The following is a 17,664-nucleotide window of genomic DNA, read 5'->3' on the forward strand; positions in this document are numbered from 1 at the left end:
GATCATATCTTGACAAGTTTTTTTAAATCAGCATTTATTATTTTTCTGCTATTTTTACCAATTCTTTATTCAGGCTGCGGCGGGGATAAGGAGGCAGGTCTGCCCCCTGTGATAGATTCGGTCTTACCTGACTCGGCGGGGATGGGAGATACGGTTATTGTTGAAGGCGATCGGTTTAATCCCACACCCCTAAAGAACAGGATAGCCTTCTTTCCCGGTGAAGTGGCAGGAGAAGCGATTGCCATGTACGCAGTCCCATTCGAAGGAGACAGGGGGGTTCTAAAAGCGGTTGTCCCGGACGGTGTTTTTACGGGCAGTTTGAGAGCGGAGCAGATAAGTCCGATCGCGGGATTTATACCTTTTTCAGGAGGCGACATCTTCATTTCAACGGCTTTGCTGCCCTTCTATGTGGAGTTTAAAAAGGGCGATGTGGGTAAGGGGTTTTTCTGCTCTGAGAATTTTAATTTTCCTCTAACAAGCGGGGGGGAAACTCGGCATATGATGATTCTATTCAGCAATTCTCCTTCCCCGTCTGATTTGTCTGTTAATTACAGTTATTCGATTGAATTTGAAGCAGCAACAGGGGATGCCGCAGCGGCGGCAAGCAAAAAAAAGAAGGTTTACGGTGATAAAAGATCTGAAGGTGTGTCCAATGGTTACAGGGATATTGAAGTTTCCGGGTTTGATAAAAAGAAAAGAGAAGAAACGGCGGAGCTTCTAAAGAGCGGGGGAGCTGAGTTATCATACGGGCCTGAAAAGGGGAGGTCATTTTCACCCGTAAGGGGAGTGCCTGCTACAGCGGAGTTTGATGTTTACAGTGAATATGAAGGGTCAACCTTTGATACAAACAGCTATACAACCGTGGTCGCTGATTTAAAATATGAAGGAAATCACACACTCCTTTATCTTGACATATCTACAGATCCGGGATGTGTGACAGATTTAGAAATCGTGAGTTTAGGGCAGGAATTTGAGCAGAGTGTTTACCAGATAGACCGTGAGTCTTATGGCGAGGAGTCTGATATCAATGGAGACGGCAAGGTGGCGATACTTATGTCCCCTGTTATCAACGAACTTACGCCCGGAGGCCAAGACTGGTATATAACGGGGTTTTTCCTTCCGGTTGATCTTTTGCCCTCCCTTGTGAATCCGCGCTGTACAAACGGTATGGAGATATTCTATACAGTCGTACCTGATCCGGGTGGCATCTACGGCTATGTGCTTCCGAAGGAAGAGGCTCTGGAGGCGGTAGCTGGTGTCTTGGGACATGAATTTCTTCATATGATAATGTTCAATTACAGAATTTTAAAATACGGCGGGGGTGCCTCAGCTCTTTATATGGAAGAATTGTGGCTGGAGGAAGGTCTCGCGCATATTGCTGAATATCTTAATGAGCATTACGCGAATAATATTGGAAGGGTTAATGAATACTTTGCTGATCCGGGGAATGCCTCGCTTGTTTACGGTGATGATACTATAGCGAGACGCGGGGCCGCTTTTCTCTTTCTGAGATATCTCGGAGACAGATATGGTGATATTATATTCCGGGAACTTGTTCAGTCAAAAAAATCGGGAGTAGAAAATATTGAAAATGTAACAGGCGAGAGGTTTATAGACCTTTTTGCCGACTGGACGGCCGCGCTGTATTTAAATATACGGGGTATTGAATGTGATGAACGCTTTAAATACTCTTCACTTGATTTGGCGGCTGATTTTGAGCCGCTTAACATTAGCGGCATCACCTCAGCAGTTTTTCCGGCAGAGGGTGATTTAAGAGCGTTGGCTCCTGAGTTTATAGAATTAAATTTTACCAATGAAACTTCGCTTGATGTTTTTATTGAAAGTGATGACCACGCGAGTATGAACACGGTGATCATTCGCAGGTAAGATTTATGCTTTTAGGATGCGGAGAGAAAACTTCAGAAAAAATGTATTCTGTGTGAAATTGAAAAACCGACCTGCCGGCCGGACATATTCAGAGCTTATGCCTCTTATTTTTCAACATTTGTAAAAGATATATAACCGGACTTTTCAAGGTGGCTGAGGAACAGCCCCAGTCTGTCGAGGAGGGGTTCTGCTTCCTCTCCGAATTCTTCTTTCATCAGGTCCCCTATTTCTTCGACCCTTTTCTCCCCGTCACACATCAACCATACAAAACTCCCTATCTTATCGAGTTTATATTTGAAGAAGCGATTTTTAAATCTCGGCAACAGATATTTAACAAGAAACCTGTTCTTAAATTTTAACGCGAGCAGAGTTACAATCCCGTCCTCTCCCGTGCTGTATTCTATTTGTCTTTCCGGAATGAGTTTGAGAAGATTGACTTCTTTTTTATTTATCTCTTTTTCTGGTTTCATATTTTTATTGCCAATTGCTGAAGGTGTCGGAAATTTGACTGTTAAGTAAGAATCTCGAGTACCGAATGTTACTTGGCAGAGAGGCTCAAAGTCAAGGAGATGCTGAAGGGGGCTGTCGGAAAACTGACAGTAAAATAATACTTTGTAGCAGGACATTCAATATAACTCAAAGTATATATTGCAGTTACACAGATAATTCAATTGTGGAATACCGGTTGCTTTATATTTAGAAAAGATATTAACGGTATGTTTATAGATAAATATGAATATCGGGCGTAATGATCCGTGCCGCCCTTGAATATTATTTTTACATTTAGTTGAAGCGGTGTTCTATGGACGCGAACAGGGTTATGGGGGAAATTGTACGGAGGCTCTGTGTTGTTTGCGGAGCCTCAGCAGCGCTTTTTACAATTTCACGTTCTGTTGAAGAGAGAAAGGTGATTCTCTTCAGGGAAAGATATGAGTCAAAAGATGAGTGTTACGGAGGTATTCTATTAGACCGGGGGTTAGAACGAAACGCAGTACAGAGTCTTCTTTTTTCTGCCTCTCAAATAGGACGGAACATAGAAGGAAAGATGGTCTCGCCTCAGAAACGCCCATTTTCCTTTTCGTATAACCCTGGGCGGTTCAGCGCTGTTCCTGGTTTGCCGCCCCGCTGGCGCGTATCTGTACGGGGAGGCGCCCCTCTTGTTTTTAGAGGAATAGCAGATGATCTTGATGTCGAAATATCTCTTGAGATCGGCAGAGAGCGCAGGACCGCCGATAAGGGTTGGGAAAATTCTGACCACCGATTCTGTTTCAACCTTATCGAAAAGGTTCTGCCCCTTCTTCATGTAAAGGATACCGAAGCGAATATACCTTTTGTAAGGACTGACAAAAAAAAATTATTCGATCCGCCTATTATTGGAAATTCAGAAATCATCAGATCTCTCAAGCAGCAGATTCAAAAAATAGCCCCGAGTGAACTGTCTGTGCTTATCGAAGGTGAAAGCGGTACTGGAAAGGAGGTAATAGCCCGCAATATTCATAGATTAAGCGGAAGAGCCTCCGGCCCTCTTGTTACGGTAAACTGTATGGAAGTGCAGCCTTCTCTGCTTCGCTCGGAACTCTTTGGACACGCGAGGGGAGCCTTTACGGGGGCGGTAGGGGAAAGAGCCGGGCTAGTTGAAAGCGCTGGGGGAGGTACGTTCTTCCTCGATGAGATAGGAGAGATGCCCGCTAATCTGCAGGCGGCTCTTCTGAGGGTAATTCAGGAAAGAGAGATAAGGAGGGTCGGTGAAAGCGGCAGAAGAAAAATAGATGTGAGGTTTATATTCGCCACGAACAGGAATCTTTCAAAGCTCGTAGAGGAGGGCGGCTTCAGGGCCGATCTGTTCTATCGCGTTTGCGGAACGAGGATAGTGGTCCCGCCGTTACGGGAAAGGAAGGAAGATATTTTACCGCTCGCTTCCTATTTTCTTAGTATACAGGCGGAAAAGGAGAATGCTAGGCTATCCAGGCTTTCAGCATCCGCGGCGAATAGAATGTTGTCCTATAACTGGCCGGGGAATGTAAGAGAACTGGCGAATGAAATGGAAAGAGCTTCTGTATTTAACGGAGAAAGCAGGATTATTCCCGAGGAAACACTTTCAGAAAAATTAAGTGTAAAGACCGCAGATAAAATGTCAGATACCTGTAAATACGCAAAGACACTTCCCGCCGCGATTATTAATCTGGAAAGAGAGATGATTTCGAATATACTGGAGAAGTTCGATGGTAACAGGTCAAAAAGCGCTGAGGTTCTGGGTATTTCCAGACAGGGCCTCTTGAACAAGATAAAGAAATACCGGCTAATGTGACCTTAGATGAAGAAACAGCTGAATATAGAAGTTTTTAACCGTTTGTTCGGCCAGTAATTTATAAGGCAAGTAGGAAAACATAAGATATTGAGTCAAATTTCATCAGATATAACAAAATTTAATATAAAACTGCAAAATTATCTTTATAGTTGAAATATATTACACTCTGTGATATAATAAGCGGCATAAAAGTGAGCAGTATTCGTTATGATATTTATTAGAAGAAGGTGGTTTCAGAGAAAAAAGCTAAGGATCACAAACAAATAATCAAAACAATATAACTATGATTTTTGCTTTGCGAACCTTGTCTAAGGTAGAGAAAGGGTAGTATGTCATTTCGTAATTTTGATTATAAAGGAGGTGAACAATAGGTTTTAGGGAAGTTTTTCTTCCCGGTTTTCTTTTTCAGCTTGTTTAAAAGGTATTAACAAGCTTGGTTTGTGTCAGATAGTCTTTTTTAGGGGGTATGAACATGAAAAAAATTGGTATTGTTATCTGTTTTAGTTTATTGCTTTTTTTCGCTTCCAATGTTGCCGCTGAAGTACACAACGACTCCTTCTTTATTACAATAGGTACAAGTTGTGAAATAATAGAGGGTGGAGGAAGCGGATATGAAGGCGGAATGTGGTATGAGTATGATTCGGGCTGGATAAATGAATGGTTCTATGACGATCCTTTGGATTTCAACAGGGGGAAAATAATACACATCGAATTCGATCTGGTCGTTTTAGACCCGGCCAATTCCAGCAACATCTGTTTCGCTGTAAACTGGTCAACACCTGAATGGTCATATCTGGGATATGGAACACAGTATCCTCCTATACCCAGTATACCGGAGTTTATCGAAGAAGAACACATAATGAGAGAAACACTCTTAACAGAGTGCCCCGTTCCTGATGTAGTAACTCATTACGTTTTTGACTATATCGTATATGATTACAATCCTGAATGGGTGTCGATAGATGTTATGGGTGTAAACTTTGAAGTTACAAATGGTGTTATCACTCATGAGTGCGTAGTTGAATCGGAGGAAGAAAGCTGGGGCGCTATAAAGTCGATGTATCGCTGATCACTTTGCGTTTAAGGGTTTATTATTATTCTTAAAACAAATTGGAAGGTAATAAGCCTCTCAGCATAGCTTTTAACCTCATCCGGTGTTTTCCGGGTGAGGTTTTTATATATAGCAGAAGAGCTGATTATTTTATAATATAGTCTCGGGGATCCGGCAAGTATTTTACTAACATTGCGAGATACTATCATTTATCAGGATTGGTAAGTGGAATAGGGCTTTCATTGCTGATGAGTGCGGCTGATTGATATTTTCAAAACCCTCCGGAGGGCGAGCGGGCAAGGATTTCTGGCCCGAAGGGGCAGAAAGAGCGAGCCCGAGGTGGGAGTGGCAATTCCCTCGCCGGGGGAATTGACCACGATTTTGAAAATATCAATCAGCCGCATACTGTTACAAATCATCGACTACCTTATAGGTTATAAAAATTGGGGAAGCTTCAATAACAGGGAATACTTGACAGATATCCTCTCAAAGGATATGATTTTTTCAAAGGGTGATCATTGATATAAAACGGTTTAGGTTAAAGATGCCCGGTTGTGTTATATTTAGATTTGAGTAACCGTATCCGGTTGATCTTTTTCCATTTCGATGTAGAAGGAGGCTGTTATGTCCGATAGTGTCTACAAAGTAATAGAATTAGTCGGTACCAGCACAGAATCATGGGAGAAAGCGGCAGAGGCGGCTGTAATGAAGGCTTCAAAATCGCTGAGGGATCTTCGTATTGCTGAAGTTGAAAAGCTGGATATGCATATCGAGGATGGCAAAGTCTCCGCTTACCGCGCGAGAGTAAAAGTGTCTTTCAAATATAAAGGGGACTAAGAGGTCCTTATTATTATTTCCTCGGGGCGTAAGCATTTAAATACAGCTTCTGCCTGTTAATGGAGTTTAATTGATACTGCTTCCGTGAAGCGGACTATATAATTTGGTTCTTAAGCGTTTATCCGCGGAAGCAGATTAGATAATAATTGCAATAAGCATTTGTTTATCCAGGTATCTGTCTTAGAGCGGCGGCGTCAGGAGATTATGCTGTAAAACCTGCTTAAAAAAGATCCTTAAATGACAGGTTCTTTCCGAAGCGTAAGTATGCCCAAACGAAAAAGAGAATGCTGGGGGAATATCCCTCAAAGCGCTCCTTTAAGTATGATTACACTCTTTTTTCTTAACATTTGATTTATTTTTATGGTGTTTGGGGTTATAAATGAGACCGTTTGTTATTGGAATATCGGGAGCCTCCTGCTCAGGCAAAACATCAATCGCGAATAAACTCTCAGATATGCTGGCCGGCGGAGAAAACGTCCTGCTGCGGATGGATAACTATTATTATGATCTTTCCGATCTGGAGTCTGAAGAGAGAGCCTCGGTCAATTTTGATAAACCGGATGCTGTTGATTTTGAACTGCTGGAGAATCATATAAAAGAGCTGCTTGAAGGACGGGAAATAGTTATACCCGCGTATAACTTCAGAACTCATACAAGAGAAGGACTAAGCAGGGGAGCGCGCTGCCGTCTGTCCACTGAAGGCACCGCCCGTTCTGTACTAATTATTGAGGGGCTCTACGCTTTACTTAGAGAATCAATGAGGAGGGTTATGGATATCCGCGTTTTTATCGAAGCCGATATGGATGTTTGCCTTTCCCGCCGGGTAAAGCGTGATACAAGAGAGCGGGGAAGAACCAGAGAAGGTGTTTACAGACAGTTTTATGATACCGTTGTTCCCATGTATAATAAATATGTTCTTCCCACACGGGAGTACGCAGACCTGATAGTTGACGCTAAAGAACCTGCTGAACTGACAGCAGGGAAGATAATATCTGAATTTAATAAGATGATACAGGATGCGGGATCGTAATCAAGACGGTGGAAATTGGTACCCCTTAATGATGGTTGCTATCGCTTTCCCTTCAATTTATAGAAAGCGCCTCTCTGCTGCTCAACCGTTTCGATCCTCCCCTCTCCCTCGAGTACGTCGAGATATTTGTTAACTTCATTTATATGAAGCCCCAGTATTTCAGATAGGTCTTTCAGCGTGCAGGGTCTTCTTCTTATAGTTTCCAGAATGGCCGATTCAGTATCCGGTCTGTAGGATTTCTTTTCCTTTCGTTCTATCGGTTTTGCGATTATCTCTACATTATCCAGTTTCCAGAAATCAGATATCAACTCCAGTTGTTCTCTCGGGGCCGGCTTAAGTCCGGTAACAGCTCCGGGTCTGTCTAAGGTGTTTAGCTGCACCCTGTCGGGTTTTATCTTCTCGAAAGCCTTCCGCAGCAGCTTCAATTCATCTTCGCTGTCGTTATAGCCGGGTATTATAAGAACTTCCAGCCAGATCTCTCCGCGGTATTCTTTTCTGAAATCAATCAGTCCCTCTATACAGTCGTGAATACTAAGTGATTTTAAAGGACGGTTGATTCTTCGGAATACCTCTTCAGACGCCGCGTCCAGAGAGGGAAGAACAAGGTCAGCCGGAAGAAGTTCTTCCCTTACATTTTTCTGATAGAAGAGAGTGCCGTTTGTAAGCACGGCTACAGGTATATTATTCCAGTTCGATTTTATAAACCGAAGAATATCTCCTATCCGGCAGTTAAGCGCCGGTTCTCCCGAACCTGAGAATGTTATGTAGTCAGGCAAGGGGTTGTTTTTTAGAAAATCCCTAAGCTCAACGGTTACTTTATCGTAAAGAACGTATTCTTTTCTTTCAGCCGTAAGTTTTGTTGTGCGGCCGCATTCGCAGTACACACAGTTGAGTGAACATACCTTGTGAGGAACAAGGTCAACACCCAGCGACATGCCGAGTCTTCTTGAAGGGACCGGCCCGAATAGATAACTGTACATAACACAAACCTGACTTTGAAAGAACTACGCTGTTATGTAAGAACGAGTTTACCGGCCGCGGAATCACATTATCCGTATCGAACGCCGCCGCCAGCTGTTTATCATCCTATTAACTATTAATAATACTTATATAAAGCTTTGTAAATATTCACTTATGACAATTTTTACTTCTTTCTATCCGGAACTTAAAGGTCAAACTGCTTCCCGCAAGTAGCTTTTAAAAAGTTTATTCTATATCTGGAAGAGATACTGCAGTTTCAGAAAATACTGGCGGTCTGTTACTGCCCAGCCCCGCCTGCCGTAATCTTCCGGAAATGTGTTTATGTAATCGATAGTTGAACCTATATAAAAGAGCGTGAATGAATTTATCCTGTATTTCAGGAGAGGATCAAAATCCCACTTATCGTCTCTGTCGTTGTACTGGGTTACCATACGCAGAGAAAGTTCCCGCGACAGCTGGAGCGAAAAGCGGGTCCAGAAAAGAGACTGGGAGAACAGTTTATCTCCAGTATCGAGATTATCGCTGGTCAGATAATTAAATTGTGTGTTGATAATAAACCTGTCGATCGGTTTTATGTTCGCCCACAGTCCGTAGCTTTTCTCTTTTCCCATCACCAGATCATGCCTGGCGATTCTATGACCGTAGTTTATATAAGCGCCGAACCGCAGCGCGGCGGACGGTTCAGTGCTAAAGCATGTGTGATACTGCCAGATATCGTTAAACTGAATATCGTTGAACAGTTCGTTGCTGTACATATATTCGCTGTGAATTTTTGTCTGGGCCCTGCGGAAAGATATCACCATTTCCGGGCTTACCCACTCGTCTTTCTTAATACCGGAGAGATTCCATTTTCTTCCCGTGTGTCCCGATAATTCAATTGTTTCTATTAAATCATTATCCTCAAAGCGGAATATTCTGTGCATATAAAGTGAACCCGAACGTTGATTATTGGAAGGCTGCATTCCGTTATCGGCGCGGAAAGTGGGACTCAGTTCCCTGTATTCCGCTGAAATTCTGTAATCACCGGAACTGCGCGTAAGCTGGGTTAAAAACGCGTGCCCCCGGAAATATTCACCGTCCAGCGCCCCGGTGTGCTTTCCGTCATCGAAGAGAATGGCGTTTAGAGAACTGTCAGAGAGTTCCGGTTTGTTCACTTCACGCGTATGTGTTGATAAAAACTGAAACTTGGTATAGTTGCTTGGAGTAAAACGGATCTGGCCGTCGATTCCGAAAAGTGTTCCGTAGCCGTCACTGCCTGCAAAGCGCCTATCTGTAGCAATCAGACCTATATGTGACTGCTTTCCCAAATCCCGCCTGTATCGAAGGATATTTGAATAACTTTCTCCGTTCTCCACAAATCCGCTCTCTTCCTCGAAGGGAAGGATAATAGGTGAATGTTCGTCTTTTGCCGTGAGGTAAGCTAGACTGTTTGCCCCCTCGCGCCAGGTCATCTTACCTGCCAGGATAGGGTCGTTTATCGAACGCGTATAAACGGTGTTGAAATAAGTGTCGAACAGGTCGCTCCCCTCCTGAAAAAATGGTCTCTTTTCAGGATATTTAAGCGCGAAAGTTGTGTTGACATCTATCTGGTTGACATCGGCCTCCACCTGACTGAAATCGGGGTTTACAGTAACTTCGGCTTTCATCTCGGAAGAAATATTATAAGAAATCCCCAGCGCGCCGTCCCCTATAATATCTCCGTTGTCCATACGGCCCCCGTCGTTCATGGAAGATGACTGATGGGCCACAACCGCGGGCAGAAATTTAAATCCTGTTCCCTGTTTGACTCCCGAGATTCCCTTTACCGTACCCCACTGGCATATCCAGCAGTCCACGTCACGGTCGTAAGCCGACCACGAATACTGGAATTTCGATTCGCGCGGCCGGTTGCGCCAGAAATCCATTTTCCAAACTTGATTGTCCCGTTGGGGGAAACGGAGATTTTCGAAGGGGACCGCTATTTCAGCGACCCAGCCGAATTCGGTTATTCTCCCGGCGCTTTCGAAAACAAGATCGTAAGAGATGTCTTCGCCTCCATCGGGGGACATAAGGATATCTCCGGGGATACCGTAAGGGTTGACGGCTATCTCATACGCCATTGCCGCTTCGCCGAATGTGTCGATCATTAAAACGACTGTATCGTCCTGGAATATCTGATCCCGTTCACAGAAAGAGGCGCGCACGTCTTCAGGGTCGTCGTAACATATCCAGGCTGCATAGAGATATTCATCGTCGTAGGTGATTAAAACCTCTGTTTTGACATCCGGTTCGGTCTGATCCCCCGGATTATGTTCAGCGAAGTTGTCCGCTTTGGCGGCCCCCTTCCAGCCGGGATCATCTAATTTTCCGTCTATTTGGATATCACCGCTGGTGCGGCGAACGGTAAGAACTGGATTATAAACCGGAACAAAGTTTTTCCCCCGCTCATCCGCGCTGCCGAAAAGGGTGCCGGGCAAAAGAAGTAAGTATAAGATGCCGATCATTTTAGCTGCACTATTCATATAAACTCCTGTTTATTGTATTGAAATCTATCTAATGTCACTGAAATGCTTCTTTAATATTAATACGCTAATATCTTGAAAAGGTTTCTCTTCATCAAGTATAAAAAAAGAAAGTGTGATGTCAAAATGTGCGGGCTGGGTTGTTATGTTATCAGCAGTATGACGTGTTAACCCACTTTTCTCAAGTAGTTTCATAAAGCCGCCCTGCCTTTCCCGATTAAAAAACTGTTTTTTGCAGTGCAACAAAAAGATGGTATAATCCGTAATTAAGATAAAGCGAGTAATTGAATTCGAGGTGATGTGTCAATGATAAAATCACTTTAACGAAGGAGCTGAATTGAAAGAGCATATAACTATACTTGCGAGTCTTCATATAGCACACAGTATTATAGGAATTATCTTCGGTACCGCTGTTCTGTTTATTCTGGGCGGAGCGGGTGTTATCTCTTGTGATCCCAACGCTATAGCGATAACAAGCAGTATTGCCATATTTGTTTACTTGATTATACTGCTGTTTGCGATTCCGGGACTTATAGGGGGGATCGGGCTTCTGAAGAGAAAGTCATGGTCGAGGATTTTCCTGCTCATTGTCGGCTGCGTGAAATTATTTGATATACCGATAGGCACAGCCCTGGGGGTTTATTCTATCTGGGTTCTTACAAATGAAGAGACTGTTTCAATGCTTTCGGCTAAGAATGCAAATAATGAGACAAGCCGCGGCGCCTGATAATAAGGGTGGAGCAAACTACCTCGGAATAACAAAAAGATCAATACACAAACTTGATATACTAGCGGGGGCTGTATTTTGTTGAATATGAAATTGCTTCCCGCCGGCGTTTCTCCGGGTTATTTGAAATTATCCGGCTTTATATAATCTCCGAATTTTCCTCGAGCGTCTTCTAAACGTTTCTTCTGTTCTTCTATGTGGCTGAAGACAGAGTCTGGAGTATCAGTTACTCTCTCTCTGAATATCTTGTTCATTCTTTCCAGTTTGGCAAGGTTTTCAGGAATACGGATCGTAAATTGTTCTATGTAATCTTCCATCGAATATTCTTTATTGAATATTTCTAAGAACAATCTCTTCAGATCGCCGTATTCGGGTATTGACCCCGTGGGTGTTTCAATAGAGTTGGCTTCGTTGTGAGCTCTAAGCTCCATCCATTTAAGCCATACCTTTTTATCATTCTTATCATTCAGCCATTTACCTTCTTTATCTCTCAGGAAATAGTTAACAGCGAAAATGCTTGGGGGTTCTTCGGACTGTTTGCCGAAATCGAGATTGTTCTGAATATATTCTCCTATGGGAAGGGAAAGAAAGTCGAGGTTTGACATAGGTGTAAACACTCTTACCCCTTCTTTGCCCAGCGTAGCTGCTGTTGTCTCAGACTCAAGGCAGGCGCCGTATAGGATTATTCCGTGATCCCAGCCGAAGGCTTCTTTCAGAGGAACTGAAGTGTCAGAATCTCTGCCTCCATAGATGATTCCGCTTACCGGAACACCTTCCGGCGAGTGAACTTCTTTGCTGACATTATCCAGTGTGTCGATTTTGAATGTAAATCTCGCGTTCTTGTGAGAGGGAGTTATTTCATTACCTTCATCGTCCTTCTTGCCCGGATACCATTCGCCAGAATGATTTACTCCCTTTTCGGGAATTTTGCCCGGTTTGCCGTTCCAGTAGACATCTCCGTCTTCAGTTACAAGCTGGTTTGTGAATATTACATCTCCGGGTGTAGTTATAGTATTCCACTGGATAGTGTCCTCATCCGGATTAATTCCCTCTATTATGCCGAATACGCCTGATTCCACATTTACAGCGCGGGTTTTCCCGTCGATATTTTTAAGATATGCTATATCATCGCCTACAATTGATTCACCTTCGATCATGGCTGTAGAGGTTTTGCCGCACATAGACGGGAAAGCTCCCGTAAAATATGTCATTCTGTTATCAGGTCCGTGTATTCCCATCACAAGCATATGTTCTGTGAGCCAGTCTTCATTTGAAGCCCGGTTTATAGCGAGCCGCATGGCGAGTTTTTTAAGACCGATCGTATTACCTCCGTACTGCGTGTTCGCGCTGTAAACCAATTCTTCTTCCAGGTCGATAAATATCCTTCTCTTCTCGATATTTTTGCTTACCTTCAGTCCAAGACCCGCTTCGGTAAGTTCTCCCTGGGAATGAATAAACTTGAAGAATTTCGCTTCAGCCCCCTTCCTTACAAACTCCTTATAGCCCTGTCTGTAGAGAAGGTCGTCACTATGCGCGACATAGGCTGAGTCTGTCAATTGAAGTGCCGGAATCGAGAAAGGAGAATTCGCGGGTCCCAGCGAGAAGAATTTGATATGCAGTTGATGTCCTTTCATGATACCTGACATAATCCCGCGAATCTCCTCGAGCCCCCTCTCCCTGTCGATTGAATTGAGTTCAGGACCGAGGTCCTTTCCGGTGGGCACCAAAAATTTGGTGTTCTTTTTGTCTCGTGCCTGATCATAGTAACCGTCAAAATGTATTGTGTGTCCGTCGATGGCGAGGCGGGCTTCTTCATGATTATCAATAGCCGCACTGCGAGTTCTTTCAATATCTTCATTAGAATCGTCATAAACAGAAACCTTTTCAGGTTTACAAAGATCGATCATTTCAAGTATGAAACTGTGGAGCCGGGGGTTGTCGATACGGGCCAATTTATTGAAATCATCATTGCTTAGAAAATCGCTTAATTTATCGATCGGCTTGGGATTCATTTCTCTCATCTCCCGTGAAAATTAAAGGAAAAACTTATCGTCCTTTTAAGTAGAGGCGACGGATAAACCGCCTTTAAACTATAATAAATAGTTCTTCATGGCAAAGAAAAGTTTACATTCCGTTAAGATTCATAAAATATTCAAAGTTAGATTGATGTTACTTGAAAATCCGGTTCAACGCGTTGATAAATCAATTTATTCTTTGCGGAATTGCTCAACGCCGTGTATTTTCGAAATCAGCATGGATTTTTAAAGTTCGAACGGTTTTATAATTATTATGACTATAAAACACAAAAAAGGCGCGGCTCTTCTTTTTACTTCAATCGGATGGTTTCTGGTTCTTTCCGGAAGATTGACGGTGTCAACGCTTCTTATCAGAATCGAAGAAAGTCTTGGCATAGATCACGCGATGGCCGGCTATGCTATTACGGGGATGTGGTTTTCTTATGGAATTATGCAGTTTCCCTCTGGAGTACTGTCTGATATAAAGGGGAGGAAGATCACAATTCTGTGTGCTTTTATCTCCTTCGGAACAGCTTTTCTGTTTCTTGCTTTATCATTTTACTATTTTCTGTTTTTCTTCTTTCTTGTGCTTCTGGGGATCGGAAGCGGATGTTTTCAGACAGCCAGTATATCGATGCTTTCAGATCTCTACAGAGAGGACAGGGGAAGAGCCCTGGGCATACAGGCGAGCAGCGGGTCTATAGCGGGGCTAATGCCGATCGCCCTTCCTTTGTTGGCGTCGCGGTTGCACTGGAGAGGAATCTTTCTCGTGTGGGCTGTTTTAAGTTTCGCTGTAGCCTGGATGTTTTATAGATACTCTAGGGAGACAACGAAGCTGCCTGGAAAAGTTTCGTTGAGAGAACGTTTTGCTGACGGGCTTAGCGTACTTAATCAGAAAACTACAAGACTATTTTTTATTGTAAATTTAGTTCTGGTTTTCACCTGGATGGGATTTAATTCTTTTTTCCCCGCCTATATGATAGAGAGCAAAGGGCTGAGTTCTCTTAGGGCCGGGATCGCATTTTCCCTTCTTTCTTTCAGCGGGATTCTTTTAAAACCCCTTATAGGAATTCTTTCCGACAAGTACAACAAAAAGATTATTATAATGATCCTCTTATTTGTTACAGCCGCCGCGGCCGGTTTTCTGGTGCGGACAGATTCATTCCCGGTTATATGCCTCGTCTCTTTTCTTCTTTCCTTCGCGACCAGTATATTTCTGGTAATCAATTCATATCTTATGCATTACTGGGAGGAAAAGGGGAGAGGGGGTAAACTTGGTTTTTACCGTTCTCTCACAATTCTTATAGGGAGCCCCACTTCAGCGCTTATCGGTTATACCGCGACTGAATACGGATTCGATTTACCATTCTCAGCTCTTGCCGTTCTTCTTTCGGCAGCGGCAGTTATGCTATTAATCGTCAATTTCGTAAAACGCGGATCTATTAATACTTAACTTGTCAGAGGGATGCTTCTAAGAAAAATCCGACGGAAAAACCGTAAAAGGTCTCCCGTCGGATTATAATTGAAGCCGGCAGCGTCTGGTGTTTACCGCTGCTCACCGGATATCATCTTTATTCCAGACCCCGTTTCTTCAGCAGAGGTTCTATACTGGGTTCTTTCCCTCTGAAGCGTTTATAGAGGGTCATAGGTTTTACTGAACCCCCTTTGGCTAGAACGTTCTTCCTGAATGCTCCGGCAGTTTCCTGATCGAAGAGACCTTTCTCTTTAAAGGCCTGGAAGCCGTCGGCATCGAGTACTTCAGCCCAAATGTAGCTGTAATACCCGGATGAGTATCCGCCTGAAAATATATGCCTGAAATAAGTGCTTCTGTACCTGGGAGCAATCTGAGGAATCAGGTTTATTCTATCGAGTGATTTTTTTTCAAATTCCAATACGTCGAAATCCTTTTCCTTTGTAACTGTGTGCCAGTCCATATCCAGCAGAGACGCCGCGAGATATTCTGTAAGCGCGAATCCCTGGTTGAATTTACTGGTTTTCTGGATTTTGGCAATCAGCTCATCTGGTATCGCCTCGCCGGTCTTATAGTGCCTGGCGTACATTTTGAGTACTTCCGGTTCTTTCGCCCAGTTCTCCATAATCTGTGACGGCAGCTCTACGAAGTCTCTGGCCACGGAAGTGCCTGAAAGCTTTTCGTAGTGACAGTCTGCGAGAAGCCCGTGAAGTCCGTGTCCGAATTCGTGGAAAAGTGTTAGAACGTTATCCCAGCTTAGAAGCGAGGGCTTACCCGCTGTCGGTTTTGAGAAATTGCCTACATTTACAATAACCGGGGTTACCTTCTCACCGTTTCTGTAAGATTGTGATCTGTAGGCGCCCATCCAGGCGCCGCCCCTTTTGCTTTCTCTGGGGAAGTAGTCGACGTACAATATGCCTATATGGGAACCGTCTTGTTCCTTAACTTCAAAAACCTTGACATCTTTGTGATATTTCGGAATATCGTATCTTTCTTCGAAAGTTATCCCGTAGAGTCTGCCGGCTACTTCGAAAGCCCCGTCCCGGACATTTTCCAGTTTGAAATAGGGTTTAAGCATCTCTTCATCCAGATCGTACCTTTGTTTTCTGATTTTTTCAGCGTAGTACCACCAGTCCCAGCTTTTCAGTTTGAAATCCTCGCCTTCATCATCGATCATCTTCTGCATAGCGGCAGCTTCCTCTTTAGCTAAATCCAGGGAAGGTCTCCACAGTTGATCGAGGAGTCTGTAGACCGCGCCCGGTGCTTCAGCCATGTTTTTTTCGAGCACTAAGTCCGCGTGAGTTTCGTAACCGAGCAGATTGGCCTTTTGAAGCCGGAGATTACACAATTTGTTCACAATATTCTTGTTGTCGAGTTTACCGCCGTGGTTTCCTTTATTTAAATACGCCTTGTATATTTTTTCTCTAAGCTCTCTCTTTTTAGAGTGTTTCAAGAAGGGAAGCATACTTGGTTTATTAAGAGTAAATAACCATTTCCCTTCATATCCCTTTTCGGAGGCATCTTCGGAGGCTGTACTTATGACTCCTTCGGGAAGACCCTCAAGATCGTCCTTTTCTTCGATTAAAAGCTCGAATTTGTTGACTTCCTTTAATAGATTTTCCCCGAAACGGAGGGATTGAATGGATATTTCCTTATTGATTTTACGAAGCTTTTGTTTTTTCTCCTCGGGTAAGTCCGCACCTCCGCGAACAAACTCTTTATAATACTTTTTAAGAAGCATATGTTGTTCATCTGTCAGGTCGAGCTTTTCTCTCTGTTCGTAAACGCTTTTTATTCTCTTGAACAGTTTCCCGTTCATAATAATATTATCTCTATGCTCTGATAGCATCGGTGTCACTTCTTTTGCTATCTCCTGCATTTCCTCGTTTGTGTTCGATGAATTCAGGCCGAAGAACACATTGCTGACCTTACCGAGCAATATTCCGCTGTTTTCCATTTCCTCGAGAGTGTTATTGAATGTCGCGTTTTCGCTGTTTTCAGCTATTGTCTCTATCTCGTCTTCATGTTGTTCTATTCCCTTTTTAAAGGCGGGCATGTAGTGTTTTTCCTGTATTTTGTCAAATGGCGGTACACCAAAAGGTGTTTCAAATTCTGAAAAGAACGGATTTTGTGTTCCCAGAGAACAGGAAAAGACAACAATCGCAATAATAAAAAGCAAAAGCGCTCGTTTTTTCATTTTGCGCACTCCTTTTGTCTGTTATGGCTCTTACTCTTTCTTCCTTGAGTAAGCTAAGAAACCGATTCAAGTTCTAATATTCTACTCATTTGTTTTAACATTATCAAGTAATATCGGCAGCAGTTTTCATGGTTGCTGATAAACATTGCGTAAAAGGCAATGCTTAGAAGCGGAGGATAGGATTTTGACGGGGTTTACAAATGGATAAAAATATGATTAATAAGACAGTTTTAAACTTCCTCTAACTATTTTAAAAAAGCTGTTGATTGTATGATGATTAAAGCATATCTATTAAAGTGTTTTTGGTTCTGTTTAAGCATCGCCGATAGCAATTCTGTTTTGTTGACATCGAGCGGCGCGAGCTAAACCAATCGGGAGAAAACAGCATGTTTCTTAGAGGTTTAGAGCTGACTTTAGCTGGAATGACAGTAGTATTTATTTTTTTGATTATTATGGTAACTGCTATCCAGCTAATGAGTTATATAGCTTATAAGTATTTTCCGGAAAAGAGCGAGGAAACTGAACAAGGATTAGCCGTTGAGGATAATGCATTGATCGCGGCGATTGCGGCGGCGGTCAAGAGTAGAAGATAAAGTAAAACCACTGTAGCGTGATGACTTTCGCCGACCCTTTAGCTATTCGTTTCTGTTTTTCGTTTT

General features: G+C 43.2%; 14 protein-coding genes. 9 read left to right on the forward strand and 5 right to left on the reverse strand.

The window, feature by feature from the left end; genetic code table 11:
- The first annotated feature begins 9 nt into the window (after positions 1-9).
- Positions 10-1,887 (forward strand): hypothetical protein, encoded by a 1,878-nt coding sequence (locus U5O15_01490; GenBank protein ID MDZ7859338.1) that lies wholly within the window; start codon positions 10-12, stop codon positions 1,885-1,887.
- A 104-nt stretch (positions 1,888-1,991) separates the two neighbouring features.
- Here the strand turns inward: U5O15_01490 and U5O15_01495 are convergent, their stop codons facing one another.
- A complete protein-coding gene (locus tag U5O15_01495) occupies positions 1,992-2,357 on the reverse strand; it encodes a PqqD family protein (protein ID MDZ7859339.1) in 366 nt (121 codons plus the stop codon).
- A gap of 332 nt (positions 2,358-2,689) precedes the next feature.
- On the opposite strand from U5O15_01495, the gene U5O15_01500 reads away from it, so the two are divergent.
- From U5O15_01500 to udk, 5 genes are all read left to right on the forward strand, one after another.
- Positions 2,690-4,195 carry a sigma-54 dependent transcriptional regulator gene (locus U5O15_01500; GenBank protein MDZ7859340.1) on the forward strand — a complete coding sequence of 502 codons (1,506 nt, stop codon included), beginning with the start codon at positions 2,690-2,692 and terminating at the stop codon, positions 4,193-4,195.
- Between the two features lie 472 nt (positions 4,196-4,667).
- Positions 4,668-5,264, forward strand: coding sequence for a hypothetical protein (locus tag U5O15_01505; GenBank protein ID MDZ7859341.1), 597 nt, complete (start codon positions 4,668-4,670; stop codon positions 5,262-5,264).
- A gap of 234 nt (positions 5,265-5,498) precedes the next feature.
- Positions 5,499-5,768: a hypothetical protein gene (locus U5O15_01510; protein MDZ7859342.1), complete on the forward strand. Its 270-nt coding sequence runs from the start codon at positions 5,499-5,501 to the stop codon at positions 5,766-5,768.
- Between the two features lie 102 nt (positions 5,769-5,870).
- Positions 5,871-6,083 (forward strand): dodecin family protein, encoded by a 213-nt coding sequence (locus U5O15_01515; protein ID MDZ7859343.1) that lies wholly within the window; start codon positions 5,871-5,873, stop codon positions 6,081-6,083.
- Between the two features lie 379 nt (positions 6,084-6,462).
- Entirely contained in the window at positions 6,463-7,113 is a 651-nt protein-coding gene (gene udk, locus U5O15_01520) for a uridine kinase (protein ID MDZ7859344.1), read from the forward strand.
- A 38-nt stretch (positions 7,114-7,151) separates the two neighbouring features.
- Here udk and U5O15_01525 read toward each other — a convergent pair whose 3' ends face one another.
- Together U5O15_01525 and U5O15_01530 are read right to left on the reverse strand one after the other, a co-directional pair.
- Positions 7,152-8,093, reverse strand: coding sequence for a radical SAM protein (locus U5O15_01525; protein ID MDZ7859345.1), 942 nt, complete (start codon positions 8,091-8,093; stop codon positions 7,152-7,154).
- Positions 8,094-8,324: 231 nt separating this feature from the next.
- Positions 8,325-10,595, reverse strand: a complete 2,271-nt coding sequence (locus U5O15_01530; GenBank protein ID MDZ7859346.1) for a DUF5916 domain-containing protein — start codon at positions 10,593-10,595, stop codon at positions 8,325-8,327.
- A 337-nt stretch (positions 10,596-10,932) separates the two neighbouring features.
- Here U5O15_01530 and U5O15_01535 point away from each other — a divergent pair, with 337 nt between their 5' ends.
- Complete coding sequence (locus U5O15_01535; protein ID MDZ7859347.1) at positions 10,933-11,322, forward strand: hypothetical protein; 390 nt, start codon at positions 10,933-10,935, stop codon at positions 11,320-11,322.
- Positions 11,323-11,441: 119 nt separating this feature from the next.
- Here U5O15_01535 and U5O15_01540 read toward each other — a convergent pair whose 3' ends face one another.
- Positions 11,442-13,334: a phosphoenolpyruvate carboxykinase (GTP) gene (locus tag U5O15_01540; protein ID MDZ7859348.1), complete on the reverse strand. Its 1,893-nt coding sequence runs from the start codon at positions 13,332-13,334 to the stop codon at positions 11,442-11,444.
- A 277-nt stretch (positions 13,335-13,611) separates the two neighbouring features.
- On the opposite strand from U5O15_01540, the gene U5O15_01545 reads away from it, so the two are divergent.
- Complete coding sequence (locus U5O15_01545; GenBank protein ID MDZ7859349.1) at positions 13,612-14,790, forward strand: MFS transporter; 1,179 nt, start codon at positions 13,612-13,614, stop codon at positions 14,788-14,790.
- 118 nt (positions 14,791-14,908) lie between these two features.
- Here the strand turns inward: U5O15_01545 and U5O15_01550 are convergent, their stop codons facing one another.
- Positions 14,909-17,005: a M3 family metallopeptidase gene (locus U5O15_01550; GenBank protein ID MDZ7859350.1), complete on the reverse strand. Its 2,097-nt coding sequence runs from the start codon at positions 17,003-17,005 to the stop codon at positions 14,909-14,911.
- A 386-nt stretch (positions 17,006-17,391) separates the two neighbouring features.
- Between U5O15_01550 and U5O15_01555 the strand changes: the two genes are divergently transcribed.
- Positions 17,392-17,598, forward strand: coding sequence for an OadG family protein (locus U5O15_01555; protein MDZ7859351.1), 207 nt, complete (start codon positions 17,392-17,394; stop codon positions 17,596-17,598).
- The last annotated feature ends 66 nt before the right edge of the window (positions 17,599-17,664 follow it).

This window comes from Candidatus Krumholzibacteriota bacterium (assembly GCA_034520215.1).
In the GTDB taxonomy this organism is placed as follows: domain Bacteria; phylum Krumholzibacteriota; class Krumholzibacteriia; order Krumholzibacteriales; family WJIX01; genus JAGHBT01.

Coding starts and splice junctions, on each gene's coding strand:
- U5O15_01505 (MDZ7859341.1), top strand. CDS start 4,668: ATGAAAAAAATTGGTATTGTTATCTGTTTTAGTTTATTGCTTTTTTTC.
- U5O15_01545 (MDZ7859349.1), top strand. CDS start 13,612: ATGACTATAAAACACAAAAAAGGCGCGGCTCTTCTTTTTACTTCAATC.
- U5O15_01525 (MDZ7859345.1), bottom strand. CDS start 8,093: ATGTACAGTTATCTATTCGGGCCGGTCCCTTCAAGAAGACTCGGCATG.
- U5O15_01555 (MDZ7859351.1), top strand. CDS start 17,392: ATGTTTCTTAGAGGTTTAGAGCTGACTTTAGCTGGAATGACAGTAGTA.
- U5O15_01500 (MDZ7859340.1), top strand. CDS start 2,690: ATGGACGCGAACAGGGTTATGGGGGAAATTGTACGGAGGCTCTGTGTT.
- U5O15_01530 (MDZ7859346.1), bottom strand. CDS start 10,595: ATGAATAGTGCAGCTAAAATGATCGGCATCTTATACTTACTTCTTTTG.
- U5O15_01550 (MDZ7859350.1), bottom strand. CDS start 17,005: ATGAAAAAACGAGCGCTTTTGCTTTTTATTATTGCGATTGTTGTCTTT.
- U5O15_01495 (MDZ7859339.1), bottom strand. CDS start 2,357: ATGAAACCAGAAAAAGAGATAAATAAAAAAGAAGTCAATCTTCTCAAA.
- U5O15_01515 (MDZ7859343.1), top strand. CDS start 5,871: ATGTCCGATAGTGTCTACAAAGTAATAGAATTAGTCGGTACCAGCACA.
- U5O15_01540 (MDZ7859348.1), bottom strand. CDS start 13,334: ATGAATCCCAAGCCGATCGATAAATTAAGCGATTTTCTAAGCAATGAT.
- udk (MDZ7859344.1), top strand. CDS start 6,463: ATGAGACCGTTTGTTATTGGAATATCGGGAGCCTCCTGCTCAGGCAAA.